The organism is Allobosea sp. P2_A10 (genome assembly GCF_056405115.1).
The window spans coordinates 41,957-64,137 of the sequence record NZ_JBFUCS010000011.1; the positions used below are offsets into that span (position 1 = coordinate 41,957).

The 22,181-nt window shown below is 65.6% G+C and carries 24 protein-coding genes; 8 read left to right on the top strand and 16 right to left on the bottom strand.

Features of this window, described 5'->3' with window-relative positions:
* Positions 1-52: 52 nt before the first annotated feature.
* Positions 53-610, top strand: coding sequence for an HNH endonuclease (locus AC1DZY_RS16350; RefSeq protein WP_476821336.1), 558 nt, complete (start codon positions 53-55; stop codon positions 608-610).
* Positions 611-616: 6 nt separating this feature from the next.
* Here the strand turns inward: AC1DZY_RS16350 and AC1DZY_RS16355 are convergent, their stop codons facing one another.
* Both AC1DZY_RS16355 and AC1DZY_RS16360 read right to left on the bottom strand, forming a co-directional pair.
* Complete coding sequence (locus AC1DZY_RS16355; RefSeq protein ID WP_476821189.1) at positions 617-1,129, bottom strand: disulfide bond formation protein B; 513 nt, start codon at positions 1,127-1,129, stop codon at positions 617-619.
* An 8-nt stretch (positions 1,130-1,137) separates the two neighbouring features.
* Positions 1,138-1,755, bottom strand: a complete 618-nt coding sequence (locus AC1DZY_RS16360) for a YqaA family protein (protein WP_476821190.1) — start codon at positions 1,753-1,755, stop codon at positions 1,138-1,140.
* Between the two features lie 294 nt (positions 1,756-2,049).
* On the opposite strand from AC1DZY_RS16360, the gene AC1DZY_RS16365 reads away from it, so the two are divergent.
* Positions 2,050-3,576: an amidohydrolase family protein gene (locus tag AC1DZY_RS16365; RefSeq protein ID WP_476821191.1), complete on the top strand. Its 1,527-nt coding sequence runs from the start codon at positions 2,050-2,052 to the stop codon at positions 3,574-3,576.
* 23 nt (positions 3,577-3,599) lie between these two features.
* Complete coding sequence (locus AC1DZY_RS16370) at positions 3,600-4,343, top strand: aspartate/glutamate racemase family protein (RefSeq protein WP_476821192.1); 744 nt, start codon at positions 3,600-3,602, stop codon at positions 4,341-4,343.
* A 56-nt stretch (positions 4,344-4,399) separates the two neighbouring features.
* Here AC1DZY_RS16370 and AC1DZY_RS16375 read toward each other — a convergent pair whose 3' ends face one another.
* The 5 genes from AC1DZY_RS16375 to AC1DZY_RS16395 are packed head-to-tail and all read right to left on the bottom strand — an operon-like array spanning position 4,400 to position 9,089.
* Complete coding sequence (locus AC1DZY_RS16375; protein ID WP_476821193.1) at positions 4,400-5,326, bottom strand: polysaccharide deacetylase family protein; 927 nt, start codon at positions 5,324-5,326, stop codon at positions 4,400-4,402.
* 1 nt (position 5,327) lies between these two features.
* Positions 5,328-6,128, bottom strand: a complete 801-nt coding sequence (locus AC1DZY_RS16380) for an ABC transporter permease (RefSeq protein WP_476821194.1) — start codon at positions 6,126-6,128, stop codon at positions 5,328-5,330.
* Positions 6,125-6,955: an ABC transporter permease gene (locus tag AC1DZY_RS16385; RefSeq protein ID WP_476821195.1), complete on the bottom strand. Its 831-nt coding sequence runs from the start codon at positions 6,953-6,955 to the stop codon at positions 6,125-6,127. Before AC1DZY_RS16385 ends, AC1DZY_RS16380 begins: the two co-directional genes overlap by 4 nt.
* A complete protein-coding gene (locus AC1DZY_RS16390) occupies positions 6,952-8,025 on the bottom strand; it encodes an ABC transporter ATP-binding protein (protein WP_476821196.1) in 1,074 nt (357 codons plus the stop codon). The genes AC1DZY_RS16385 and AC1DZY_RS16390 overlap by 4 nt, the downstream gene beginning before the upstream one ends.
* 14 nt (positions 8,026-8,039) lie before the next feature.
* Complete coding sequence (locus tag AC1DZY_RS16395) at positions 8,040-9,089, bottom strand: ABC transporter substrate-binding protein (RefSeq protein WP_476821197.1); 1,050 nt, start codon at positions 9,087-9,089, stop codon at positions 8,040-8,042.
* 268 nt (positions 9,090-9,357) lie between these two features.
* On the opposite strand from AC1DZY_RS16395, the gene AC1DZY_RS16400 reads away from it, so the two are divergent.
* Positions 9,358-10,068, top strand: coding sequence for a GntR family transcriptional regulator (locus AC1DZY_RS16400; RefSeq protein WP_476821198.1), 711 nt, complete (start codon positions 9,358-9,360; stop codon positions 10,066-10,068).
* Between the two features lie 47 nt (positions 10,069-10,115).
* Positions 10,116-10,433: a hypothetical protein gene (locus AC1DZY_RS16405; protein WP_476821199.1), complete on the top strand. Its 318-nt coding sequence runs from the start codon at positions 10,116-10,118 to the stop codon at positions 10,431-10,433.
* A 222-nt stretch (positions 10,434-10,655) separates the two neighbouring features.
* On the opposite strand, the gene AC1DZY_RS16410 is transcribed toward AC1DZY_RS16405, so the two are convergent.
* The 8 genes from AC1DZY_RS16410 to AC1DZY_RS16445 all read right to left on the bottom strand — a co-directional run bounded on the left by AC1DZY_RS16410 (position 10,656) and on the right by AC1DZY_RS16445 (position 18,418).
* A complete protein-coding gene (locus tag AC1DZY_RS16410) occupies positions 10,656-11,540 on the bottom strand; it encodes an SMP-30/gluconolactonase/LRE family protein (RefSeq protein ID WP_476821200.1) in 885 nt (294 codons plus the stop codon).
* Positions 11,541-11,546: 6 nt separating this feature from the next.
* Positions 11,547-12,845, bottom strand: coding sequence for a TRAP transporter large permease (locus AC1DZY_RS16415; RefSeq protein WP_476821201.1), 1,299 nt, complete (start codon positions 12,843-12,845; stop codon positions 11,547-11,549).
* Positions 12,842-13,345: a TRAP transporter small permease gene (locus AC1DZY_RS16420; RefSeq protein WP_476821202.1), complete on the bottom strand. Its 504-nt coding sequence runs from the start codon at positions 13,343-13,345 to the stop codon at positions 12,842-12,844. Before AC1DZY_RS16420 ends, AC1DZY_RS16415 begins: the two co-directional genes overlap by 4 nt.
* 32 nt (positions 13,346-13,377) lie before the next feature.
* Positions 13,378-14,367 carry a TRAP transporter substrate-binding protein DctP gene (gene dctP, locus AC1DZY_RS16425; protein WP_476821203.1) on the bottom strand — a complete coding sequence of 330 codons (990 nt, stop codon included), beginning with the start codon at positions 14,365-14,367 and terminating at the stop codon, positions 13,378-13,380.
* Between the two features lie 67 nt (positions 14,368-14,434).
* Positions 14,435-15,712 carry a TRAP transporter large permease gene (locus AC1DZY_RS16430; RefSeq protein ID WP_476821204.1) on the bottom strand — a complete coding sequence of 426 codons (1,278 nt, stop codon included), beginning with the start codon at positions 15,710-15,712 and terminating at the stop codon, positions 14,435-14,437.
* A 10-nt stretch (positions 15,713-15,722) separates the two neighbouring features.
* Positions 15,723-16,235 (bottom strand): TRAP transporter small permease, encoded by a 513-nt coding sequence (locus AC1DZY_RS16435; protein ID WP_476821205.1) that lies wholly within the window; start codon positions 16,233-16,235, stop codon positions 15,723-15,725.
* Complete coding sequence (locus AC1DZY_RS16440; RefSeq protein ID WP_476821206.1) at positions 16,232-17,218, bottom strand: TRAP transporter substrate-binding protein; 987 nt, start codon at positions 17,216-17,218, stop codon at positions 16,232-16,234. The genes AC1DZY_RS16435 and AC1DZY_RS16440 overlap by 4 nt, the downstream gene beginning before the upstream one ends.
* 48 nt (positions 17,219-17,266) lie before the next feature.
* Positions 17,267-18,418, bottom strand: a complete 1,152-nt coding sequence (locus AC1DZY_RS16445; RefSeq protein WP_476821207.1) for a mandelate racemase/muconate lactonizing enzyme family protein — start codon at positions 18,416-18,418, stop codon at positions 17,267-17,269.
* A 116-nt stretch (positions 18,419-18,534) separates the two neighbouring features.
* Here AC1DZY_RS16445 and AC1DZY_RS16450 point away from each other — a divergent pair, with 116 nt between their 5' ends.
* On the top strand, positions 18,535-19,542 hold the full coding sequence (locus AC1DZY_RS16450) for a LysR family transcriptional regulator (RefSeq protein ID WP_476821208.1): 1,008 nt from the start codon (positions 18,535-18,537) through the stop codon (positions 19,540-19,542).
* Here AC1DZY_RS16450 and AC1DZY_RS16455 read toward each other — a convergent pair.
* Positions 19,457-20,389, bottom strand: coding sequence for a LysR family transcriptional regulator (locus tag AC1DZY_RS16455; protein ID WP_476821209.1), 933 nt, complete (start codon positions 20,387-20,389; stop codon positions 19,457-19,459). The genes AC1DZY_RS16450 and AC1DZY_RS16455 overlap by 86 nt on opposite strands.
* A gap of 109 nt (positions 20,390-20,498) precedes the next feature.
* Between AC1DZY_RS16455 and AC1DZY_RS16460 the strand changes: the two genes are divergently transcribed.
* Together AC1DZY_RS16460 and AC1DZY_RS16465 are read left to right on the top strand one after the other, a co-directional pair.
* Positions 20,499-21,560 carry a TRAP transporter substrate-binding protein gene (locus AC1DZY_RS16460; protein WP_476821210.1) on the top strand — a complete coding sequence of 354 codons (1,062 nt, stop codon included), beginning with the start codon at positions 20,499-20,501 and terminating at the stop codon, positions 21,558-21,560.
* Positions 21,561-21,587: 27 nt separating this feature from the next.
* Positions 21,588-22,178 (top strand): TRAP transporter small permease subunit, encoded by a 591-nt coding sequence (locus tag AC1DZY_RS16465; RefSeq protein ID WP_476821211.1) that lies wholly within the window; start codon positions 21,588-21,590, stop codon positions 22,176-22,178.
* The last annotated feature ends 3 nt before the right edge of the window (positions 22,179-22,181 follow it).

Below are 22,181 nucleotides of genomic sequence, written 5' to 3' on the forward strand. Positions count from 1 at the left end.
GATTCGTCCCGTTCCGGTTAACGGAGGTGCGGCGGGTTTGACGGCGCATGTGATGCATCCGATGGCGTCGCCGGATGGTTGTCCGGCTCTCGTGCTCAATGCCGATTTCCGGCCCTTGAGCTATTATCCCCTGTCGCTGTGGAGCTGGCAGGACGCGATCAAGGCGGTCTTCATGGACCGGGTGAACATCGTGTCGGAATACGACACGGTCGTACGCAGTCCGAGCTTCAACATGAAGCTGCCCTCGGTCGTCTCGCTGAAGACCTATATCAAGCCTTCGCGCACACCGGCCTTCACGCGCTTCAACGTCTTCCTGCGTGACCGTTTCGTTTGCCAGTACTGCACTTCACGCGAGGACCTGACCTTCGACCATGTCATCCCGCGCTCCAAGGGCGGGCTGACGACCTGGGAGAACGTCGTCGCGGCCTGCTCGCCCTGCAATCTGCGCAAGGGCGACAAGATGCCGGCCGTGGTCGACATGTTCCCGATGCAGAAGGCCTACGCCCCGACGGTCAACGACCTGCACCGCAACGGCAAGCTGTTCCCGCCGAACTACCTGCACGAGAGCTGGCTCGACTATCTCTACTGGGATTCCGAACTGGAGCCGTGAGACTGCCTACGGCCGCAGCGCGCCCCGCAGCGCCACTGCCAACAGTCCCAGCGAGGCAACCGCGTTCCAGCCCGCCAGCGAGAGGCCCAGAAAACGCCAGGCGGCTTCCGAGCAGGCGACGACTTTCACCGTCTGCAACTGCTTCATGAAGTCCTGCACGCCGGCCGCGACCGGAGCGGCGGCGCCGCCGCAATCATTGGGGCCGGCGAACCAGCCCCATTCGACGCCGGAGTGATAAGCGCCGAGGCCAGTGCTCCAGGCCATCAGGCCCGCGAGTGCGATCAGGACGAGCCATTGCAGCTGCAGCGTCCGGGCGAATGCGATGGCGGCCACGACGACGCCGATCGCCGCGTAATGCGGGACGCGCTGTTCGAGGCAGAGCTTGCACGGTCTCAAGCCCCAGACGATCTCGAAGAACCAGGCTCCGGCGATCAGGGCAGCGCATCCCAGCCCAACGAGCACGATCCAGCGCGTCTTCATCAGCGGCATGGCGGGAGTGGTGAAGGAGGAGGTCGTCATGGCGGGCTCTAGCAGGAGAGAAGCTGGCCCGACCCTGCAACCAGCTTAAGGCCGAAATAAAGCAGGATCAGCGCGCCCGCCGCGACGATGGCGATTACCTTCAGGCGACGCTCGATGAAGTGCCGGATCGTCTCGCCATAGCGCCGCAGCAGGAAGGCGAGCGCGAAGAAGCGTAGCCCCCGCGCGATGATGCAGGACAGGATGAAGAAGACGAGCCCGATATGGACAGCGCCGGCCAGGATCGTGACGACCTTGATCGGCGGCAGATGCGCAAGGCCCGACGTCGACAGCAGCATCAGGAGCAATTGCTGGTCGCCATGGACGCAGGCCTGCAGAGCCTCGAAGGCGCCGAGCTTGCCGTAGAAGGCCAGCACCGGCTTCGCCAGCAGGTCGAAGGCGTAATAGCCCAGGCCATAGCCGGCGATGCCGCCGAGCGTCGAGAAGACCGTCGCCACGAGCGCGAAGCGATAGGCCCGCATCGGCTTGGCCAGCGCCATCGGCACGAACAGCACGTCGGCCGGGATCAGGAAGAAGGAGCTTTCGACGAAAGCGACGATCGCCAGCCACAACTCGGCGCGCGGCCTCGCGGCCAGCGACATGGTCCATTCATAGAGGCGCTTGATCATGGCGGTGTCTGTAGTGTGCTGCAGCGCACGCGTCCAGAACCGGCGAGGCGATCTGTTCGCTGAAACGTGGAGGGTCCGTCACCGGCTCGCCGCGGGCCACGAAGTTGCCCGGCCTTGTACGCCTCTTGCATGGTGTCGGCCGCTGCTCTCATCCCGCTCGAAAATGCCAAGGTCCAGGTCGTTGTCGATGCAGAATCGAATCGTGACCGCCGGTAAGGCGCCCCTCGGATCGACCGTCACCCGGCTCGCGATCAGCAGTGATCGCCGGGACCGTTCTTGCTGGACAAAATCGTGATGACTGACCGGATTGTCTGGGGTGCGACCCTGCTCGAAGGCTTCGATGGGGCAGGCGAGCCGATCCTGCACGAGAACGCCGGGGTTCTCGTACGCGGCGGCGTGGTCGCGGCGATCGGCCCGATCGCGGAACTGCGCGGTCAGGCGCCGGGCGCGATGGTCGAGGGCGGCCCGGGCTTTGCGATCACGCCGGGCTTCGTCAACGCGCATCACCATGTCGGCCTGACGCCGCTTCAGCTCGGCTCGTCCGACCATCCGCTCGAGCTCTGGTTCGCCAGCCGGCTCGCTTTGCGCGATGTCGATCTGCGGCTCGACACGCTCTATTCCGCCTTCGAGATGATCGAGAGCGGCGTCACCACGGTGCAGCATCTGCACAGCCGGGCGCCGGGCTCGCGGGAGGATGTGCTTGTGGCGGCCGAAAAGGTCATCGACGCCTATCGCAGCATCGGCATGCGGGCTTCCTATTCGCTGGCGCTGCGCGACCAGAACCGGCTGGTCTACGAGGCGGACCGCGATTTCGTGGCGCGCGTTCCCGAGGAATTGCGGCCTGCGCTCTCGGCCTATTTCGCCCGCTTCACCCTGTCGCTGGCCGAGCAGGTCGACATCTTCGACGAATTGCTGCGCCGGCACGATGGTGGCGACCGCATCCGCGTCCAGATCGCGCCCGCCAACCTGCATTGGCTCTCCGATGCGGCGCTGGAGACGGCGGCTGCGCTCGCCGGGCGCACCGGCCTGCCGGTTCACATGCATGTGCTGGAGACGCCCTATCAGAAGGCCTATGCGCACAAACGGACCGGTGGCTCGGCGGTCGTCCATCTCGACCGTTTCGGGCTTCTGGGGCCGCATTTCACCATCGGCCACGGCGTCTGGATGAGCGAGGCGGATATCGAGCTTTGCGCCGAGCGGGGCGTCTGCATCTGCCACAACTGCTCTTCCAACTTCCGGCTGAAGAGCGGGCTTGCGCCGGTCAACCGCTTTCTCGCCCGGACGATTCCCGTCGCGCTCGGCATCGACGAGGCCGGGCTCAACGATGATCGCGATATGCTGCAGGAGATGCGCCTGGTGCTGCGCGCCCATCGCGCGCCCGGCATCGATGCGCCGCATCCCAGCCCGGCGCAGGTGCTGCGCATGGCGACGGAATCCGGCGCCCGCACCACGCCCTTCAACGGCGGCATCGGCCGGCTTTCGCCCGGCATGGCGGCGGACCTCGTCCTGTTCGACTGGAAGTCCGTAACCTTTCCCTATCAGGACGATGCGCAGGGTTTTGTCGACGTGCTGGTCCAGCGCGCGAAGACGAAGGCGGTGCACAGCGTCATGGTCGGCGGCGAATGGATCTACCGCGAGCAGCGTTTCACCCGGGTCGATCGCGATGCGACTCTGGCCGAGATCGCCGATGCGCTGGCGAGGCCACGCTCGGCTGCCGAGACGGAGCGGATCGCCTTCGCAGAAGCCGTGATGCCGCACGTCCGGAGCTTCTATGACGGCTATCTCGACGAAATGCCCGATCGACCAGGTGGGCGCACCTGAACCTCCTCGCAAGGGCAAAACCGATGCGCATCCTGCTGCTGAACCCGAACACCACCGAGGCGATCACGCAGCGCCTGCTTGCGGCGGCCCAGGCTGTCGCCGCGCCGGGGACCGAGATCGTGCCGCTGACGGCGACACGCGGCGTGCCCTATATCGCCAGCCGCGCGGAGGCGCAGATCGGCGGTGCGATCGCGCTCGAAATGCTGGCCGAGCATCACGACAAGGTCGATGCGGCCGTCATCGCGGCGTTCGGCGATCCCGGTCTGATGGCTGCGCGCGAGCTCTTCGACATCCCCGTCATCGGCATGGCGGAGGCGGCGATGCTGACAGCCTGCATGCTCGGCCGGCGCTTCGCCATCGTGACCTTCGCCCGCGCGCTCGGGCCCTGGTATGCGGAATGCGTCGCGATGCACGGGCTGGAGGGGCGCTGCGCCGGCATCCGCATGCTCGACGAAAGCTTCTCCGACATCGCCGACGTGCAGGAGGAGAAGGAAGAGGTCATCGTGAAGCTCGCGGCTCGTGCGGTCGCGGAGGACGAGGCCGATTGCGTCATCCTCGCAGGCGCACCGCTGGCGGGGATGGCGGCGAAGGTCGCCGGCCGCATTCCGGTGCCCGTGGTCGACCAGATGGGCGCGGCGCTGAAGCAGGCGGAGGCGCTGGTGGCGTTACAGCCGCGCAAGGCAAGCGCGGGGACCTTTCGCCGCCCTCCGCCGAAGTCGACGCTGAGACTGAGCGAGGCGCTCGCGGCGCGGATCGAGGGGCGGTAGGAGCGCGCTCCCCGTCTTTCCGGGTTCATGCTGCGCCTGTTTCGTAAAGACAGACCTTACCGCCCGCCGATCAATTCCTCCCGCCCGATCGCCGTCAGCCAATGCCTGGCGATCTCGTCGCGGCGTGCAAACCAGACGCCTGGCTTGCTCGCGACATGGGCGAGGAAGCGCTCCAGCCCGGCGATGCGTCCCGGCCGGCCGATGATGCGCAGATGCAGCCCCACCGTCATCATGCGCGGTTCGATTGCGCCCTCGGCATAGAGCTGCTCGAAGGCGTCGATGCAGTAGCGCGCGAAATCGTCGCCGAAGACGAAGCCGCCGCCGCGCGTGAAGCGCATGTCGTTGGTGTCGAAGGAATAGGGCAGGACGAGATGGTCGCGACCGTCGACATCGACGAGATAGGGCAGGTCATCGTTATAGGCGTTGGAATCGTAGAAGAATCCGCCCTGCTCGATCAGCAGGCGGCGCGTGTTGGGCGAGGTCGCCGAGCGCGTATGCCAGCCGCGCGGCGGCGCGCCTGAGGTCAAGGTGATCGCCTCGACGGTGCGGGCGATGGCGAGCCGCTCCTCGTCGATCGTCATGTTGGCGTGGCGTTCCCAGCGCCAGCCATGGGCCGCGACCTCATGGCCATCCGCGACGGCCTCCTGCGCGAGCCAGGGCGAGATCATCAGCGAGCGGCCGATCGCATTGACCGTGCCGCGCGCGCCGTAAGCCTGCAGGAGCTTGCGGATGCGCCTCCAGCCGGCGCGGGGGCCATATTCGAAATGCGATTCCATGCAGAGGTCGCGAACGCCGGGGATCTCCTCGACGACCTCATAGATCGACTCGTTCTTCTCGTCGCCCTGGCCGATCGAAAGCTCGCCACCTTCCTCGATGTTGATCACGAGGTTGACGGCGACGCGGGCATCGTTGGGCCAGCGCACGGCCGGCGGCGTTCCGCCATAGCCGCGAAAGTCGCGGTCGGTTGAAAAATCAGGCAGCATCTCAGAGGTCCGCCATCCGGCGCAGGCCGACGAGCCGGTCGCCGATCACCAGAACGCCGATCGAGAGCAGGATCAGCAGCGTCGAGATCGCCGCGATGGTCGGGTCGGGGCTCTCCTCGACATATTGCAGCATCTGTATTGGCAAGGTCTTGGTCCAGGCGTCGGTGAAGAAGATCGAGATCGGATAATTGTCCATCGAGGCGAGAAAGGCGAACATTCCCGACGTCAGGAAGGCCGGCGCCAATGACGGCACGAGGACTTTCAGGATCGCCTTGGGATAGGGCAGGCCCAGCGTCCGGGCGGCGTCGATCAGCGTGAAATCAAACAGCGACAGCGAGGCGAATACGGTCCTGACCACATAGGGCAGGGTGATCACGACATGGGCGATGATCAGGCTCAGCCAGACATCGCGCAGCCCGGCCGCGCGAAAACTCTCCAGCATGGCGATGCCGATCACGAGTCCCGGCAGCATCAAAGGCGAGACCAGGAAGGTGACGACCGCCTCGCGACCACGGAACTGTCCGCGCAGCAGGCCGATGGCGCAGAGCGTGCCGAGCACGAGCGCGACCACAGTCGAGAGCGCTGCGAGCTTCAGGGACACGAAGACCGGCGGCCAGAGATCGCGGGAGCGGGCGAGCGCCTCGTACCAGCGCAGCGACCATGACGGCGCCGGCAGGGTGAAGACCGGGCTCGAACCCAAGGATACGGCGACCGTCACCACGAGCGGCGTCATCAGGAACACGACCGTGAACGTCGCCAGCACCGCCGTGAGCCAGCCGGCGGCTTTCTCGATCGCCGTCATGATGCGCCTCCCAGTCGGCGCGACAGCCAGGAACTCGCCACCACGATCGCCACTGTGAGCGCCAGCAGCACCACGGCCGTGGTCGCGCCGAGCTGTTCGTTACGCATGAACAGAAAGGAGCGGCCGGTCAGGGTCGCCAGCGTCTGGAAGCGGTCGCCGATGACGAGGCTCGGGACCACATACATCGAGGCCGCCATCGAGAAGACGAAGGCAATCCCGGTAACGATGCCCGGCAGCGACAGCGGTATGGCGACCTTGAAGAAGCGGTAGAGCGGCGAGGCTCCCAATGTGGCTGCGGCCTCTCCCAGCCGGGGGTCGACCAGCTTCAGCACAGAATAGATCGGCAGGATCATGAAGGGCACGAAGATGTTGGCCGCGCCGATGACGAGGCCGGTCTCGGTGAACAGCAGCCGCTGCGGCTCGCTCCAGATGCCGAGGCCCGTCATGATCTGCGAGACGACGCCGTCGCGGCGCAGCACGATCTGCCAGGCGAAGGCCTTGACCACGACACCGACCGAGAGCGGCAGGATGATCGCGACCAGGATCGCGGCCTGGGCAAAGCCGCCGGCCCGCGCCAGGACCAGCGCGGTCGGATAGCCGATCACGAGGCAGACCAGGGTCACCAGAGCCGCGCTGCGCAGGGTGTTGGCGATCACCATCCAGTTGAACGGATCGGCGAAGAAGCCGGCGAAAGACGACAAGCCGCCGGCTCCAAACAGGCTGCGGCCGAGCAGAAAGACCAGCGGCAGGCCGTAGACGATGGCGAGGTAGACGACGGCCGGCGCGGCCAGCAGCAGGACCGGGTCGAACCGGCGCGCCGGGCTCACGCGGCCATTCCTTCTGTCGGTGCGGGGTAGATTAGTGTGTCGGCGTGCCGCCAGCCGAGCGAAAGCATGGCGCCCGGCGCGATGCCGGCGGGCGCTTCATGCGCTTCGACGAGCAGCCGTCCGCCCGAAGCCTCGAAATGGAGTTGCACGCGCGCGCCCTGAAAGACCGCATCGGTCAGGCGTGCCTCGATGCTGTTCTCGCCCGCCGCGCCGACGGCGATCCGCTCGGGCCGCACGCCGACGAGCACCTTGCTGCCGGCGATGAAACGGCCGGGCGCGCGGATCGTGCCGAGTGCGGTCTCGACCGAGACCGAGCCGTTTTCCTCGGAAAGAACCGTGCCCGCGAGCCTGCTCGACAGCCCGACGAAATCGAGCGCGAACGGCGTCGTCGGCCGGTGGTAGATTTCGGCTGGCGTGTCGAGTTGCTCGATCTGGCCGCGATACATCACGGCGATGCGGTCCGACATCGTCAGCGCCTCGTCCTGGTCATGCGTGACGAAGATCGCGGTGGTGCCGACCTCGCGCAGAATGCGCCGGAGATCGATCTGCATGGCCTCGCGCAGCTTGCGGTCGAGCGCCGAGAACGGCTCGTCGAGCAACAACAGCTTCGGGCCGACCGCGAGCGCCCGGGCCACTGCGACGCGCTGCTGCTGCCCGCCCGAAAGCGCGCGGACAGAACGCTCGGCGAAGGCCGCCATCTGCACGAGACCAAGGAAACGCGCCACGGTGGGCGCAATCGTATCTGTCGGCGCACCGCGCGCCTTCAGCCCGAAGGCGACGTTCTCCGCGACGGTGAGATGCGGGAAAAGCGCGTAGTTCTGAAAGACGACGCCGACATCGCGCTTGTGCGGCGGCCGGCGGGTGAGTTCTTCGCCGTCGAGGACGACGCGGCCGCTATCTGGCGTCATCAGCCCGGCGACGATGCGCAAAAGCGTGGTCTTGCCGCAACCCGAGGGACCCAGCAGCGAGATGAACTCGCCGCGCCCGACGGCAAGATCAACGCCATCGAGGATCGTGACGGCGCCGAAGCTCTTGCTGGCGTTGGTGATATCGAGAAAAGCCGGAGTCACCGGCGCGCTCCTGCTCAGATCGCCATGTCGCGATCCCAGCGCTTGACCCAGTCGTTCCGCTGGGCGGCGACATTGGCCCAGTCGATCTGGTGGATCTTCACATCGGCCGCGAGCCCTTCGGGCCTTGGCACGGCCTTGTTGGTGGCGAGCGAGAAGGTCGGGCCCGCGAGCTTGGTCTGCATTTCCGCGCCGAGCAGTTCGTTGACATAGGCGAAGGCGAGATCGGCATGCGGCGCGCCCTTGACGACCGCGATGCCCGACGGCATGGCGAAGACGCCTTCCTTCGGCGCGACGAGCTCGATCGGCGCGCCTGCGGCCTTGCGCTCCAGCGCGTAGGACGACATCGCCGGTCCGATCATGTAGGCCTCGCCCTGTTCGAGCAGGTTATAGGCTTGGGGCTGCTGGGTGTAGATCGTCAGCAGGTTCGGCTTCAGCGCGGCGAGCTTCTTGAAGCCGGCGTCGGTGTCCTTCTGGACCGCATCCAGCGAGCCGCCGGCCAGCATACCGGCGACGAAGAGCGACGGCAGGCCTTCGGTGTTCTGGAGCGACGGAATGATGATGCGAGCCTTGTATTTCGGTTCGAAGAGATCCGCCCAGGACGAGGGCGGGGTTTTCATCGCGCTCTTGCTGTAGGCGACGCCGAGCCAGGGCTGGAGATAGTTCGCCCACATCCCGTCCATATGGACGGAGCCGGGCAGGAGGTCGGGCAGGTTCGCCGTCTTGGCCGATGTCAGCGGATCGAGCAGATCCTCCTTCACCGCCAGGATCATGACGGGGTCGTCCATCTGGACGACCGACATGTACTGCTTGCCCTTGTTCTTCTGCATCTTCTCGAGGTTGACGAGAGACCGGGTGCCTTCGAACAGCACCTTGCAATTGTATTTCTTCTCGAACACCGGGACGACGATCTGCTCGACCCAGGGCTTGTGACCGGCGGCGCCGCCGACCACGAGTTCGCGCGTCTGGGCACGGAGCACGGCGGGGGTGGAGATCAGCGCCGCGGCGCCGGCAGCGCCGGCGAGCAGGGAGCGACGGGTCGGCCTGGCGAAGATGGGAGCGGCCATGACGAAGTCCTTTCGATTGCGGAAAGTCCATGTCGTCAAAGCAACCGCCGTGCCAAACTCGCACCAGCGGTCCAAATCGACATATAAGTGATTTATATCAATATATTACTGGTATTCCAGGCGAGTAGCCTTGTGCTGGGAGTTTCTGGCATGAGCAATTTTTTGTGCACAATCACTAATTGATTGTGCTCTTTATGGCGGCGAGCCTGCCAAAAGATCGAGCAGAGAACCGATTGGCGCTTTCCGATGCAGGGGCGATAATCGCGTCATGAACGAAGAGATGATTCACGCGATCCTGACGCGCGTCCTGCGCGCCGGCAGGCTGCCCGGAGGGGTCAAGCTCGGCGAGCACCGGCTGGCCGAGATCTTCGACGTCAGCCGCGAGCGCATCCGCCGGGTGCTGCATCGGCTGGGCCATGACCGCCTGCTCGACGTCGTGAAGAACCGCGGCGCCTTCACCATCGAGCCCGATCTGCACGAGGGGCGACTGGTCTATGAGGCAAGGCGAATCCTGGAGAGCGGGATGGCCGCCCATCTCGCCGACAATCTGACGGAGGCGCAGATCGTGCGGCTGCGCGAGCATATCGAGGCCGAGGCCGAGGCGATGCGGCTCGGCGACCAGGCGGGCTGGCAACGGCTTTCGGCCGAATTTCATTTCGTGCTGGCGGAGATGACCGGAAATCCGCTGGTCCAGCGCCAGGCCCATGAGCTGATCAGCCGGACGCTGATGCTGGTGAAACGCTACGAGACGACAGCGGGCTCGGCCTGCGGTTGCGAGGAGCACCGCGCGATCTTCCGCGCGCTGGCGGCGCGCGAGCGCGGCAAGGCGGTCAAGGCGATGACGACGCATCTCTCCCTCGTCGAGACCCGGCTGCGCCCCACCCTGTGCGAGGCTGTCGGCCCCTCGCTGGAAGAGGTTTTGGGAGAAGAGATCGCGGCCTTCGGAGACGCGCGCGTGCCGATGGCGGCCGAGGCGTAGTCGACGATGCCGCTGGTGGGTTGAAAATGCGCTGGCAACGCCTGCTCATGGCGACCGCTCTCGCGGCCGCCTTCATCGTCGCCATCCCCGCGACAGGCTTCACCCAGAGCGCGGCCGCCGAGGACAGGCCGGGATCGCTGCCGGACTTCGCCGGCCGGGAGGCAAACTTCGACTGCAGCGTCGACGGCCATTCCTTCAAGGTCGTCGGCCGCCAGGGCATGGATCGCGCCCGCTGGGACGAGACGCTCAGCTGGATGACGGAGAAGCGCAACATGTCCGCTCCGGATGCCGAGACGCGCAAGGTCCTGCTCGACTATCCGGCGCTGGCGTACCCGACCAAAGCTCCGCCCCAGAGTAGCGGCTGAGTCAGCCCCTTCGTGCCAAAGCCCTGACGGAAGCCGGTACACCGCGCGAAACGCGTGTCTCGCGGCGGCGGTCATCGCTGCTGGCGCCTTGCCGCGCAAGCGCGAGACGAGGCGCATCTCGAATGCGGTGCAGGTTTGGTCCGATCCGGATCAACGCGCAAGCAAGCCCCTGTCAGACAAGGCTCATCACCGGCGCAAACTGCAACCGGCCCGACACCTCCGTCACTCGGGAATATCCGCAACGAGGATCGAGCCTGTCTCGGATTCGGTGATGAAGAGCTGCTTCTCGTCGGCTGCGAAGACCATGTTCGTCGTATGGGTCCCGGCGCAAGATTCGATACGATAGAGCGGTTCCCCGCGCGGGCTCATCAACCAGACGACGCCGAGGCCGATATGCGCGATCGCGAGCCGTCCCCTGCGATCGATCGCGAGGCCATCGGGACCGCCGCCGCCCGATAGCTGGATGTAGACCCCAACCTTGGCGACGGTTCCATCCGTCATCAACGGCACGCGCCAGACGGCATTCGCGCGCGTCATCGCGACGTAGAGCACGCTCTCGTCGGGCGAAAGCACAAGACCGTTCGGGCTTGGCCCGTTGTCGATCAGGCAGTCGACATGACCGTCTGCCCGCTGCCGGAAGACGCGTCCGGTCGGATCATGCAGGCCGCTCAAGCCCTGGTCGGTGAAGAAGACCTCGCCCTTGTTCGACACCGTCAGGTCGTTCAGCGCCTTCAGCCGCTCCAGCCTGACGCGGCTGAGCCGAGGACTGATCTCGCCTGTCCCTGGATCGAGGCGAACCAGCCCGTTCTTGTAGTCGGCGATCAGCAACTCCCCGCCCGGCAGCAGCTTCATGCCATTGGGCTCTCCGTCATACTCGACGACGAGGCTGAATTCGCCGGTGGCCGCGACGTGGAAGACGCGGCCCCACGGGATGTCGACGCAATAGAGCCCGCCCTTGCCATCAAGGACGGGACCTTCGAGCAGCGAATGCCCCCAATGGGCGCCCGGCTGATGCCGGTGCCATTCCGAGGTTGCCGCCGGCTTGCGAAAGTGGTCGGGCAGCCTGGCGAAAAGCCGTGTCGTCAGAATGGCTGGTGGGGCGAACATATCATCTCACTTCAGCGTCTGCGGCAGCCACAAGGCGATGCCGGGAAAGAAATAGAGCAGGAAGGCGAAGCCGATAATCAGGAAGCAGTAGGGCAGCGAGGCCCAGGCCACATCCGAAAGCTTCCGGTCGGGCACGATCGACTGAACCGCGAACAGGTTCAGCCCCATTGGCGGAGTCAGGGCGCCAAGCTCGATGAACACGACCAGGATGATGCCGAACCAGACGATGTCGTATCCAAGCGCCGGCAGCGCAGGATAGAGCAGCGGCACCGTCAGCAGCACGATGGAGAGGCCGTCGATGAACATGCCGACCACGAGATAGATCAGCAGTAGGATGCAGAAGAACGCGAAGGCCGGCACATCCAGCGCGGCAAGCCAGCCTGCGAGCCCCCGACCGACGCCCGAGGACACGATCGCGAAATTGAGCAACTGCGCATTCAGCGTGATGAACATCACGACAGCGCTGGTCAGGAGGGCATTGACCAATGCCTTGCGGAAGCGGGCGGCGCTGAGCTCGCGATAGAGCAGCGACATCAGCAGCGCGATCAGGCAGCCGAAGGCCGAGGCCTCGGTGGGTGTCACGATGCCGAAATACATGCCGCCGATGACGGCCGAGATCAGCAGCATAACCGGCAGCACATCGCGAAGCGGCTGGCCTGGTACCTCCGCCGCCACGGCCTCGCGGCTCGGCATCAGTTGCGGCGACAGGGTCACGCGGATCGCGACATAGACCGAGAAGATCAGCGCGAGCAGGATCCCCGGCACGACGCCGGCCATGAACAGGTCGATGATCGAGGCCTGCGTGATCGAGCCGTAGACGATCAGCGGAATGCTGGGCGGGATCAGAATGCCGAGGCAGCCGCCGGCTGTCAGCGTTCCCAAGGTAAGGCGGTCGTCGTAGCCGCGAGCCCGCATTTCGCCGACTGCCACCGTGCCCACGGTCAGCGCCGTCGCCACCGACGAACCGGCGATGGCCGAGAAGATTGCGCAGCCAAAGATGTTGGTCTGGGCGAGGCCTCCGGGAATATGTCGGAACAGCGGCGTGATGCCGGTGTAGAAGCGCGTCGCAATGCCGCCCTGCAGGATGAGCTCGCCCATCAGGATGAAGAGCGGGATCGAAACCAGTGTGAAATTCGTCGCGGTGTTCCAGATGATGTCGCCGAAGCTCGGCCAGAGCATCGTGCCAGACGTCATCGAGACGCCGACGATGCCGACGAAGCCCATTGCCGCACCGATGCTGGCGCCGCCGACAAGGCAACCTCCCAGCAGGGCGAGATAGATCAGCAGCAGGTCGGTCCAGTTCATGGCCGCCCCTCGGGGCGTCCGGCCGCGGTGCCGCGCGCCTTGCGCCATGCGGTTTCGATGAAGGCCAGCGCCAGCAGCGCGAAGCCGAATGGCATCAGCGCCTGCGGCCAGGCCAGCGGCGTCTGCGACATCTCGATCGAGCGCGAGTCGAACTGGAAGCTCGTCAGGGCCAGTTTCCCGGTCGCCCAGCACAGCACCAGGCTGACCCCGAACCCGATCAGCGCGCCGAAGGTTTCGGCGGCGCGCTGGAGCGGCGGGCTCAATCGCTCGACAATACCGTCGACGCGCAGGAAGCGCTCGCGCCGCATCGCGGCGGTGAGACAAAGCATGGTGACGGCGCAGAGCCCGTAACCGGAAAACTCGTCGGAGACCTGGGTGGAGCGCGACAGCAGCGTTCGCGCTCCGATCTCGATATTCATCAGCAGCCCCAGCCCGATCAGGATGATCGCAGCCAAAGCGACGAGCCAGCGGTCGAGCTGGTCGAAAAAACGGGTCAGCATGACCGGTGCTCGCCGCTGAAGCGGCGCTCCCCTCAGTTGCAGGCGGCCACGGCAGAATCGAGCATCGCCTTTGCCGGCGCGCCGTTCTTTTCGGTCCATTCCTGCCAGATCGGCTTGACCGTCTGCTGCAACTGGGCGTTTTCGGCGGCGCTGACCTCGCGCAGCTTGACTCCCTTTTCGGCCAGGATCTTGCGCGCATCCTTGTCGGCCTGGATCAGCTCGGTGCGGTAGCGGCCGGCCCATTCCTGCGACTTGGCCTGCAGGAGTTGCTTCAGGTCGGCCGGCAGCTTGTCGAGCGCCGCCTGGTTCACCGCCACGATCTGATGCGCGAGCGTCAGGTTCAGCATCAGCGCATAGGGCGTGACCTCGTTGAACTTCCAGTCGAGAGCCGGCACGGCGGCCGTGAAGGCGCCGTCGACGACCTTGCGCTGCAGGGCCGGAATGACTTCCGCCGGCGTGATCGAGACGCCGGAGCCGCCGAGCAGCCGCATCATCTCGCTCTGCTCGCGGTTCCAGGAACGGGCCTTCAGGTTCTTGAACGCGTCGAGCGTCTCGACCGGCTTGGTCAGCCAGAGCTGCTGGGGCGGCATCACCCATTGCATGGCGCTGTGGACCTTGAAGCGCTTGCCGAGTTCGTCGTCGATGGCAGGCGCGATCGCGGGCGCGACCTTGTCGTAGAACTTGTCCATCGAGGTGCAGGAGAACGGCATCGACAGCGCGTTCAGCGCCGGCACGTCGCCGGCGACGAAGCCGAAGGCGACATCGCCCATCTCGACCTGGTTCTGCGCGACGATCCGGAGCACGTCGGCCGCCTTGTAGGGCAATTCGCCGGAGGCGAAGACGCTGATTTTGAAGCGCCCGCCACTGGCCTTGCCGATATCCTCGGCGAAGGCCTTGTGCAGCAGGGTCGGCTTATCGTTGGCGGCGAAGTAGGTGTAGAATTTCCACTCCACATCCGCAGCGCGGGCAGCGGTCGCGGAGATGGCAAGCGCTGTGAGCGCAGTCACGGTGGTAAGACGCATCGTATCCTCCCAAGGATGATGCCGCATTCGCGGTCGTTGTTCGTGAACCGCCGTTCGGCGGCGAAGCTCAGCGATAGACAAGATCCCGCAAGGCGAGCGAAATCCAGGGCATATAGGTGATCAGCATCAGGCAGGCGAAGACGACGCCGATGAAGGGCAAAAGCGACTTGGTCATCCGGTCGAGCGAGATCTTTGCGACCGCGCAGGCCGCGAACAGGTTGACGCCGAAGGGCGGCGTGATCATGCCGAGCGCCAGATTGACCACCATGACCATGCCGAAATGCACGGGATCGATGCCGAAGCGCATTGCGACCGGGGCCAGGATCGGCGCCAGCACGATGATGGCCGCGGAGGTCTCGATGAACATCCCGATGACGAAGAGGAAAGCGTTGACCGCCAGCAGGAACGACCAGCCGCTGTCGAATGTCGCGATGATATAGGCGCCGATCTGCGCCGGCACGCCGGCGCGCGTCAGCAAAAAGCTGAACAGCCCGGCCATCGCGATGATCAGCATGATGACCGAGGACGAGACCACGGATTTGCGCAGGATGGCGAGCACGCCGGCGAAATCGAGCTCGCGATAGACGAAGCAACTGACGATCAGTGCGTAGAAGACCGCGACGATCGACGCCTCCGTCGGCGTGAAGACGCCGCCATAGATGCCGCCGAGAATGATCACCGGCATCATCAGCGCCAGCCCCGCCGCACGCGTCGCCGGCCAGACGGTCAGGCGACCCTCGCGATCGGTCTTGCCGTAGCCCCGGATGCGGCACCAGACCCAGACCGAAAACATCAGCGCGCCGGCGATCAGGATGCCGGGGCCAAAGCCGGCGACGAAAAGCTCGCCGATCGAGACTTCAGCGGCGACGCCATAGAGGATCATCGGGATGGAGGGCGGGATGATGACGCCAAGTTCGGCGGCGCTCGCCTGCAGCGAGGCCGCGAAGGAGACAGGATAGCCGTGCTTGATCATGGCCGGGATCAGGATCGCGCCGATGGCGAAGGTCGTGGCGACGCTGGAGCCCGAGACGGCCGCAAAGATCATGCAGGTCAGGATGCAGGTGCAGGCAAGTCCGCCCTGGACGCCGCCGACGAGGCTCTTGGCGAAATCGACGAGACGCCGCGAAATCCCGCCCTCGCCCATCAGATTGCCGGCGAGGATGAAGAACGGCACGGCAGCCAGCGGGAACTTGTCCAGCGAGGCGAAGGCCTGCTGCGCCACGAGCACGAGCGGCAGCGAGGTATGGAGACCCAATCCCGCAACCGCCGCCAGACCGACGGCGATCGCGACCGGAACCGAGCACAGGAACAGCACGCACATCGTGACGAGCATGGTCGCGGTCATAATCTTGTCCTCAGACCGCGGTTTCGAGTTCTTCGCGGCGCGGATCGAAGAAGTGCGCCACCACGGCCAACATCGAGATAAGCGCGCCGGTGGGGATCGCGGCGTAGGCGAAGCTCACCGGAATCTCCAGGCCGGCGAGGTTCTGGAAGCGCACGCGGCTGGTCAAATCGAAGCCGAACCAGACGAGGACGCCGAGCAGGGCGAGCGTCGCCAGCGCGATGACAGCCTCGAGCAGGCGTCGCTGCCGGCCGCGCGCCAGCCGATAGAGCAGGTCTACCGAAATCAGCGAACCCGCCCGCACGGCGGCGGCCAGCCCGAGATAGGCCATCCAGATCAGCATCATCCGGATCAGCGGCTCCGACCATGTCGCCGGCTCCCGCAAGACGAAGCGGGTCAGCACCTGGAAGAGGCCGGCGCAGGCTGCGATCGTCATCGCGATGCAGCCCATTGCCAACGCCGCGCCGGTGACGATGCGCTCGGTCGCCAGCAGCAGGGCGACCGGGCGGCCTGGCTGCGTGTTCACTTCTGGTCCCTGATGCGGGCGATGGTGGCTTCGCCGAAGCGTTTGCCGAGCTCGGCGAAGGCGGGCTTCAAAAGGTCCTGGAACTTCGCGGTATCGACCTTCTCGACAACCTGCAGGCCAATCTTGCGGAGCTCGTCGACGCCGGTCTTTTCGACCTTGGCGACCTCGTCCTTGCAGATCGCCATGGCGCGGCGGCCGGCCTCGACGAACAGCTTCTGATCCTCGGGCGAAAGCGCCTCGAAAGCGCGCGGCGCCATGACGAAGCCGACGGGCGTGAAGGCGTGGTTGGTGATCGTGAGGTACTTCTGCACCTGCCCGAACTTGTTGTTCAGGATCGCGCCGATCGGGTTCTCCTGGCCGTCGACGACGCCCTGCTGGAGGGCTGTGAACACCTCCGGCAACGCCATCGGCGTCGGCAGGGCGCCGAGCGCACGCCAGACCTGCAAGTGGATCTGGTTCTCCTGCGTGCGGATCTTCAGACCCTTGACGTCGTCGGGTCCGTTGACCGGCCGGCGGCTGTTGGTGAGCTGGCGAAAGCCGATGCCGCCGAAAGCGAGACCCTGCAGGCCCTTGGCCTTGAACTTGGCCAGGATCTCCTGGCCGATCGGTCCGTCGAGGACCGCCTGGGCATGATCGAAGTCGCGAAACAGGAACGGGATGTCGAAGACCTGAACCTCGGGCACGAAGTTCGCGATCACCGAAGTCGAGGGAACGGTGAGGTCGACAGTGCCGATCTGCAGGCCTTCGAGAACCTCGCGGTCGCCGCCCAGCGCCCCGCCGGGATGCAGGCGAACCTCGATGCGGCCATTGGTCTTGGCCTTGATCTCCTCGGCGAAGGCGGTCATCGCGACGCCTTCAGGCGCCGTGACGCGGCCGACGAAGGCCAGGTTCAGCACTTTCGGCTGCTGGGCCGAGGCAGTGCCAAGGCCGGCGAGGCAGGCCGCGCCGAACAGCACGGAACGGAGGATGGCTGTCAATCTCATGGTCGTCTCTCCTCTAAAATGCGCTGTCGGTTGAATCCGACGAGCCGGTTATTCGATGGTCCAATGGTTGGCGATGAAGGGCGCAAGTCTTTCAGGCGTCAGGTCGAGCCCCAGTCCGGGAGCGTCGGGCACGGCAAGCGCGCCGTCCCCGTCGAGCGGATGGCTGGCAAAGGCGGTGCGCAACGGATTTTCCGAGGGATCATATTCGAAGAGCGGCCAGCGCAGGCGGCCGCGCCGCTCCGGCAGGCAGGCGGCAAAATGCAGCGACGCCTGGAAATTGACGACCGAGCCCCAGACATGGGGCACCAGCGCGACCTCGAACGCTTCGCAAAGCGCGGAGATGCGCATGCCTTCCGACAACCCGCCGCACAGGCCGATATCGGGCTGGATGAAGTCGAACACGCCGGCCGTGAGATAGTCGCGGAAGGCGCGCAGCCCAAACAGCGCCTCGCCACCCGCCAGCGGTATCGGCGAACTGGCGGCGAGACGGCGATAGCCCGGCAGGTCGTCATGCGCGATCGGCTCCTCGAGCCAGACCGGATCGACCTCGGCGAGCCGTTTGGCGATCGCGCTGGCGCCCTCGACGGTGAAGCCCTCGTTGAGATCGACCATCAGCGGCATCGCATCGCCGATCTGGGTGCGGACCCTCCGCGCCGTGGCGCCGTCCTTCGCCGGGGCGGTGCCCATCCGGAGCTTGATCGCCCTGAACCCGGTTTCAAGGTATCCGGCGATGTCGGCCTCGAAATCACGATAGGGATCGTTGCCGGGCTTCATGAACGGTCCGCTGACATAGGCGGGAAGCCGGTCCCGCAATTTGCCGCCGAGCAGGGCGTGGACCGGCCGTCCGGCGATCTGTCCCGCGAGATCCCACAAGGCGACGTCGAGCCCGCCGAGCGCCATGGTCGAGATGCCGCGTCGGTCGTAGCCAAGCTTTGCCGCCATCGCCTGCCATGCCGCGCGCGGGGTCGTCGCATCGCGGCCGATCAGGACCGGCGCGAAATGCTCGCGCACGATCGCGGCAGCCGCACCCGGATAGGCCCAGGTCTCGCCCCACCCGACCGCGCCCGTATTGCTGGTGACACGCAGCAGCAGCGCGCCACGGCGATCGAACATCTGCCGCGAATTGCCGACGGTCTCGCTCAGTTGGGCGGAGAGCTCGAATCCGTCGATGCGGACGATCTGGGGAGGCGCGGAGAGCATGGCTGACGATGGGTCGCGGCAGGGACGCCATCCTAGAGCAGCTTTGCCATCGCCAATCTAATTTGATTATCTGCAGAGGTATCTATCAGGAAATCAAATGAGAGGATGCTGCGAGCATGAGATTCACCATCGCGCAGCTGGAGGCCTTCTTCTGGACAACGAAGCTGGGCTCGCTCAGCAAGGCCGCAGGGCATCTTCATATGTCCCAACCGACCATCTCCCTGCGGCTGCGCGATCTCGAACAGGCGCTCGATGTCCGGCTCTTCCAGCGCAACGGCCGTGGGCTCGCGCCGACGACCGAAGGTCTCGCGCTGTTGCCGCGCGCGGCAGCCCTGCTCGAGGAAGCCGACCGGATCATGCTGCAGACCGATCCGGCGGTCGTGAGCGGGAGCATCCGCGTCGGCTTCGCCGAGGGCTTCGCGATGACCTGCCTGCCGGCGCTGCTGGAGACGGTACGCGCCGACTACCCGCTGCTGAAGGCCGAATACGTCGTCTCGATCAGCTACGAACTGGAGCGCGAACTCAACGACCGGCATCTCGACCTCGCCGTTCTGGTCAATCCGATCGGGCGGCCGGGCATGAGACTGGTTCCACTTGGCGTGCAGGACACCGCCTGGGTCGCCTCGGTCAAATGGGGGCTCGCCCCGGAGGTCCGCCCTGCCGACCTCTATCGTCTGCCCATCGTCAGCAATCAGCCGCGATCGGCGATGTTTCGCCAGATCAAGGACTGGTTCGCGACCGCCGGCCTCGAGCCGCTGCGACATGATCTCTGCAGCAGCGTCGCGGTCATCGGCCATCTTGTCTCATCGGGTGTGGCGCTCGGCGTCCTGCCGGCCAGGATGATGGAGGCGGAGATCAGCGCCGGGCTGGTCACCGTGCTGCGGCCGGTGCCGGACCTGAACCATGGCAGGGTCTACGCCAGCTATCCCGAGGGTGGGCTGACCGCGCCGGTGAGCGCGATGCTGAAATCAATCCAGAAGGCATTGGACGCGATCGGGTATCTCAAGGTCGACGGACGCGGCAAGATCACGTCGGAGATCAGTTTGTGCTGTGAGAAGGCGTCGTCCCCGCCGGAGGCAACAGGAATGGCACCTGACTTAAAACCCGCTGCGCCGCCGCGATGACCGCCTCGATCTCGGCTGTCGCGCCTCCGATGCGATGACCGGCGCAGAGCGAGGCGTGCCGGAAATCCGGCACCGAATGCAGCTTGACGACGCGCCCGCTGGCGAGAGCCGGCTCCATCAGCTTCACGGGCAGAAAGGCGGCCGCGACGCCCTCCTGGACCAGATGGGCGATGACCATCTGACCGGTGCAGAAGTCGAGCCGGCGTGGTTTCACGTCCGCCGCGCTGAACCACTCGGTGATCTGCCGATGCATGGCGGACGGCGGAGGATTGGTCAGGATCTGGCAATCCTGCAGATCGGCGGGCCGCACGATCGGGCCCAGGCCGAGACTGTCGGCGGCGACCCAGGCCGCCTCCTGGCGCCCGAGTTCGACCAGCCTGATCGGCGTGCCATCGCTGGGGTGAACCAGGAAGGCAAGGTCGAGCCGATGCTCGCACAACTCCTCCTCAAGCCGCGAGCTCGTCGCGACGGAGAGCTCGAGCCGCAGCAGCGGATGGAGCGAAGCGAGGTCCTTGAGAATTCGCGGCAGGCAGGCGACTGCAAATGTCTCCGGCAGGCCGACCTTCACCGTGCCGTGGAGCGCGCCGGTTGCTCCCGCCCGTTCGCGCATCCGGCCAAGCTCTTCGATGATGGCGATGGCGTGCGCGAACAGCAGGTCGCCATCGGGACTCAGCCTCAGCGCGGACCCGGAACGGTCGAAGACCTTGACCCCCAACTCGTCCTGCATGGACTTCAGCCGCAGCGAGACGGTCGGCTGCGCAAGAAAGAGATGTCTGGCGGCCGCCTGAACCGAGCCCAGTCGCGCGGTCCAGACGAAAGCCTCCAGTTCAGCGATCGTGGGGCGCATTGAAATTTCCAATGTTATTGCGCGAGATAATCTAATTGGATTTGCGATTACAATACAGCCTACGCTGTCCGCCAGAAGTCGGATAACCGACCTTCCAGGGGAGAGAGCAATGCAGCGACCGGCTCGGATTTTGGCGTTTCTGGCCACCTTCGGATTGTCCGCCGTGTGCGCACAGGCGCAGGACTTCCCGAAAATCAACCTCAAGGTGTCTGGCGGTAACCAGACCCAGAACCTCTTCCAGAAGATCTACAAGCCGTTCTTCACCGAGATGCTCGCGGCGAAAACCAACGGCGCGATCACGACCACCTTTGGATCACTCGAGGAACTCGGTCTGCGCGGCCCCGAAGTGCTGCGCCTGCTGCGGCAGGGAGTCTTCGATATCTCCGAGGCGACGATGAGCTACATGGCGGGCGAGGATTCGCGCTTTGATGGCCTCGATCTGCCCGGCGTCACTGTCGACATCGCGACCCAGCGCAAGGCCGCCGACGCCTTCCGGCCCGCGCTCGCCAAGGCGCTGGAGACGAAATACAACACCAAGCTCCTGAGCATGAGCCCGGTCGCGGCGCAGATGTTCTATTGCAAGGGCGAGATCGCAGGCCTCGACTCGCTGCGCGGCAAGGCGGTTCGCACCTTCAACCGGGCCATGTCGCAGATGGTCGAGGGGGCCGGTGGCTCCTCGGTCAACGTGCCTTTCGCCGAAGTCATCCCCGCAATGCAGCGCGGCGTCGCGCAATGCGCGGTGACGGGAACGTCGGCGGGCAATACGGCGCGCTGGTGGGAGGTGAGCGACCATCTCTATGCCCTGCCGATGGGCTGGTCGATGACCTTCTTCGGCGCCAATCTGAACAGTTGGAAGAAGCTCGACGAGAAGACGCGGACCTTCCTCGAGCAGCAATTCGTCGAACTGGAAGACCGCATGTGGGCGCAGGCCGGCAGCGATATCCAGGACGGCGTCAACTGCAACACCGGCTCCGGCCCGTGCAAGGACGGCATCGAGGCCAACCCGAAGATGAAGTTCGTCACGGTCTCCGACGCCGACAAGGTGACGGCGCAGAAGATCCTGCGCGAACGCGTGCTGCCGGACTGGGCCAAGCGCTGCGGCCCTGAATGCGTCGCCGAGTGGAACGCGACGGTCGGCAAGGTGGCGGGCGTCGAGGCGGCGGCGCAGTAATCCTGCGACCGAGCGAGGCGTATCGCCATGCAGAGATTTCACGCAGTCGTCGCGGCCGTCTCGCTGTGGATGGCGCGCATCGGCGGCCTGATGCTCGTTGGATCCTCGGTGGTGATCACCATGGAAATCCTGGCGCGCAAGGTGATCCACATCCCGTTCAGCGTCGGGACCGAGCTGTCGAGCTATGCGCTCGCCATCTCCGCGAGCTGGTCGTTCAGCTATGCGCTGCTCAACCGCGCGCATGTGCGAATCGACGTGATCAGGAACTGGACGCCGCCCGGCATCAGGTTCGGCCTCGACGTGCTGGCGCTCGGGATGCTTTGCGCCGTCGCGCTGGTGCTGGCCTGGTTCGCCTGGGATACGGTCGACACGTCCCGGGCACTGGGCGCCCGTGAGAACACCTCGCTCGGCACCCTGCTGGTGATCCCGCAAGGGCTCTGGTTCGCCGGCTTGCTCTGGTTTGCTTTCGTCTGCGTGGAACAACTCGGCCTGGTCGCGTTCGCGCTCGTCAGCGGCGACAGGGCCGCCGCCGATGCGATCGTCACGACGCCCGACGTCGCCGACGAGATCGAAGAGGCGCTCGACGCCGTCGACGCACAGCCCGTGATTGCGAGGTAGGCA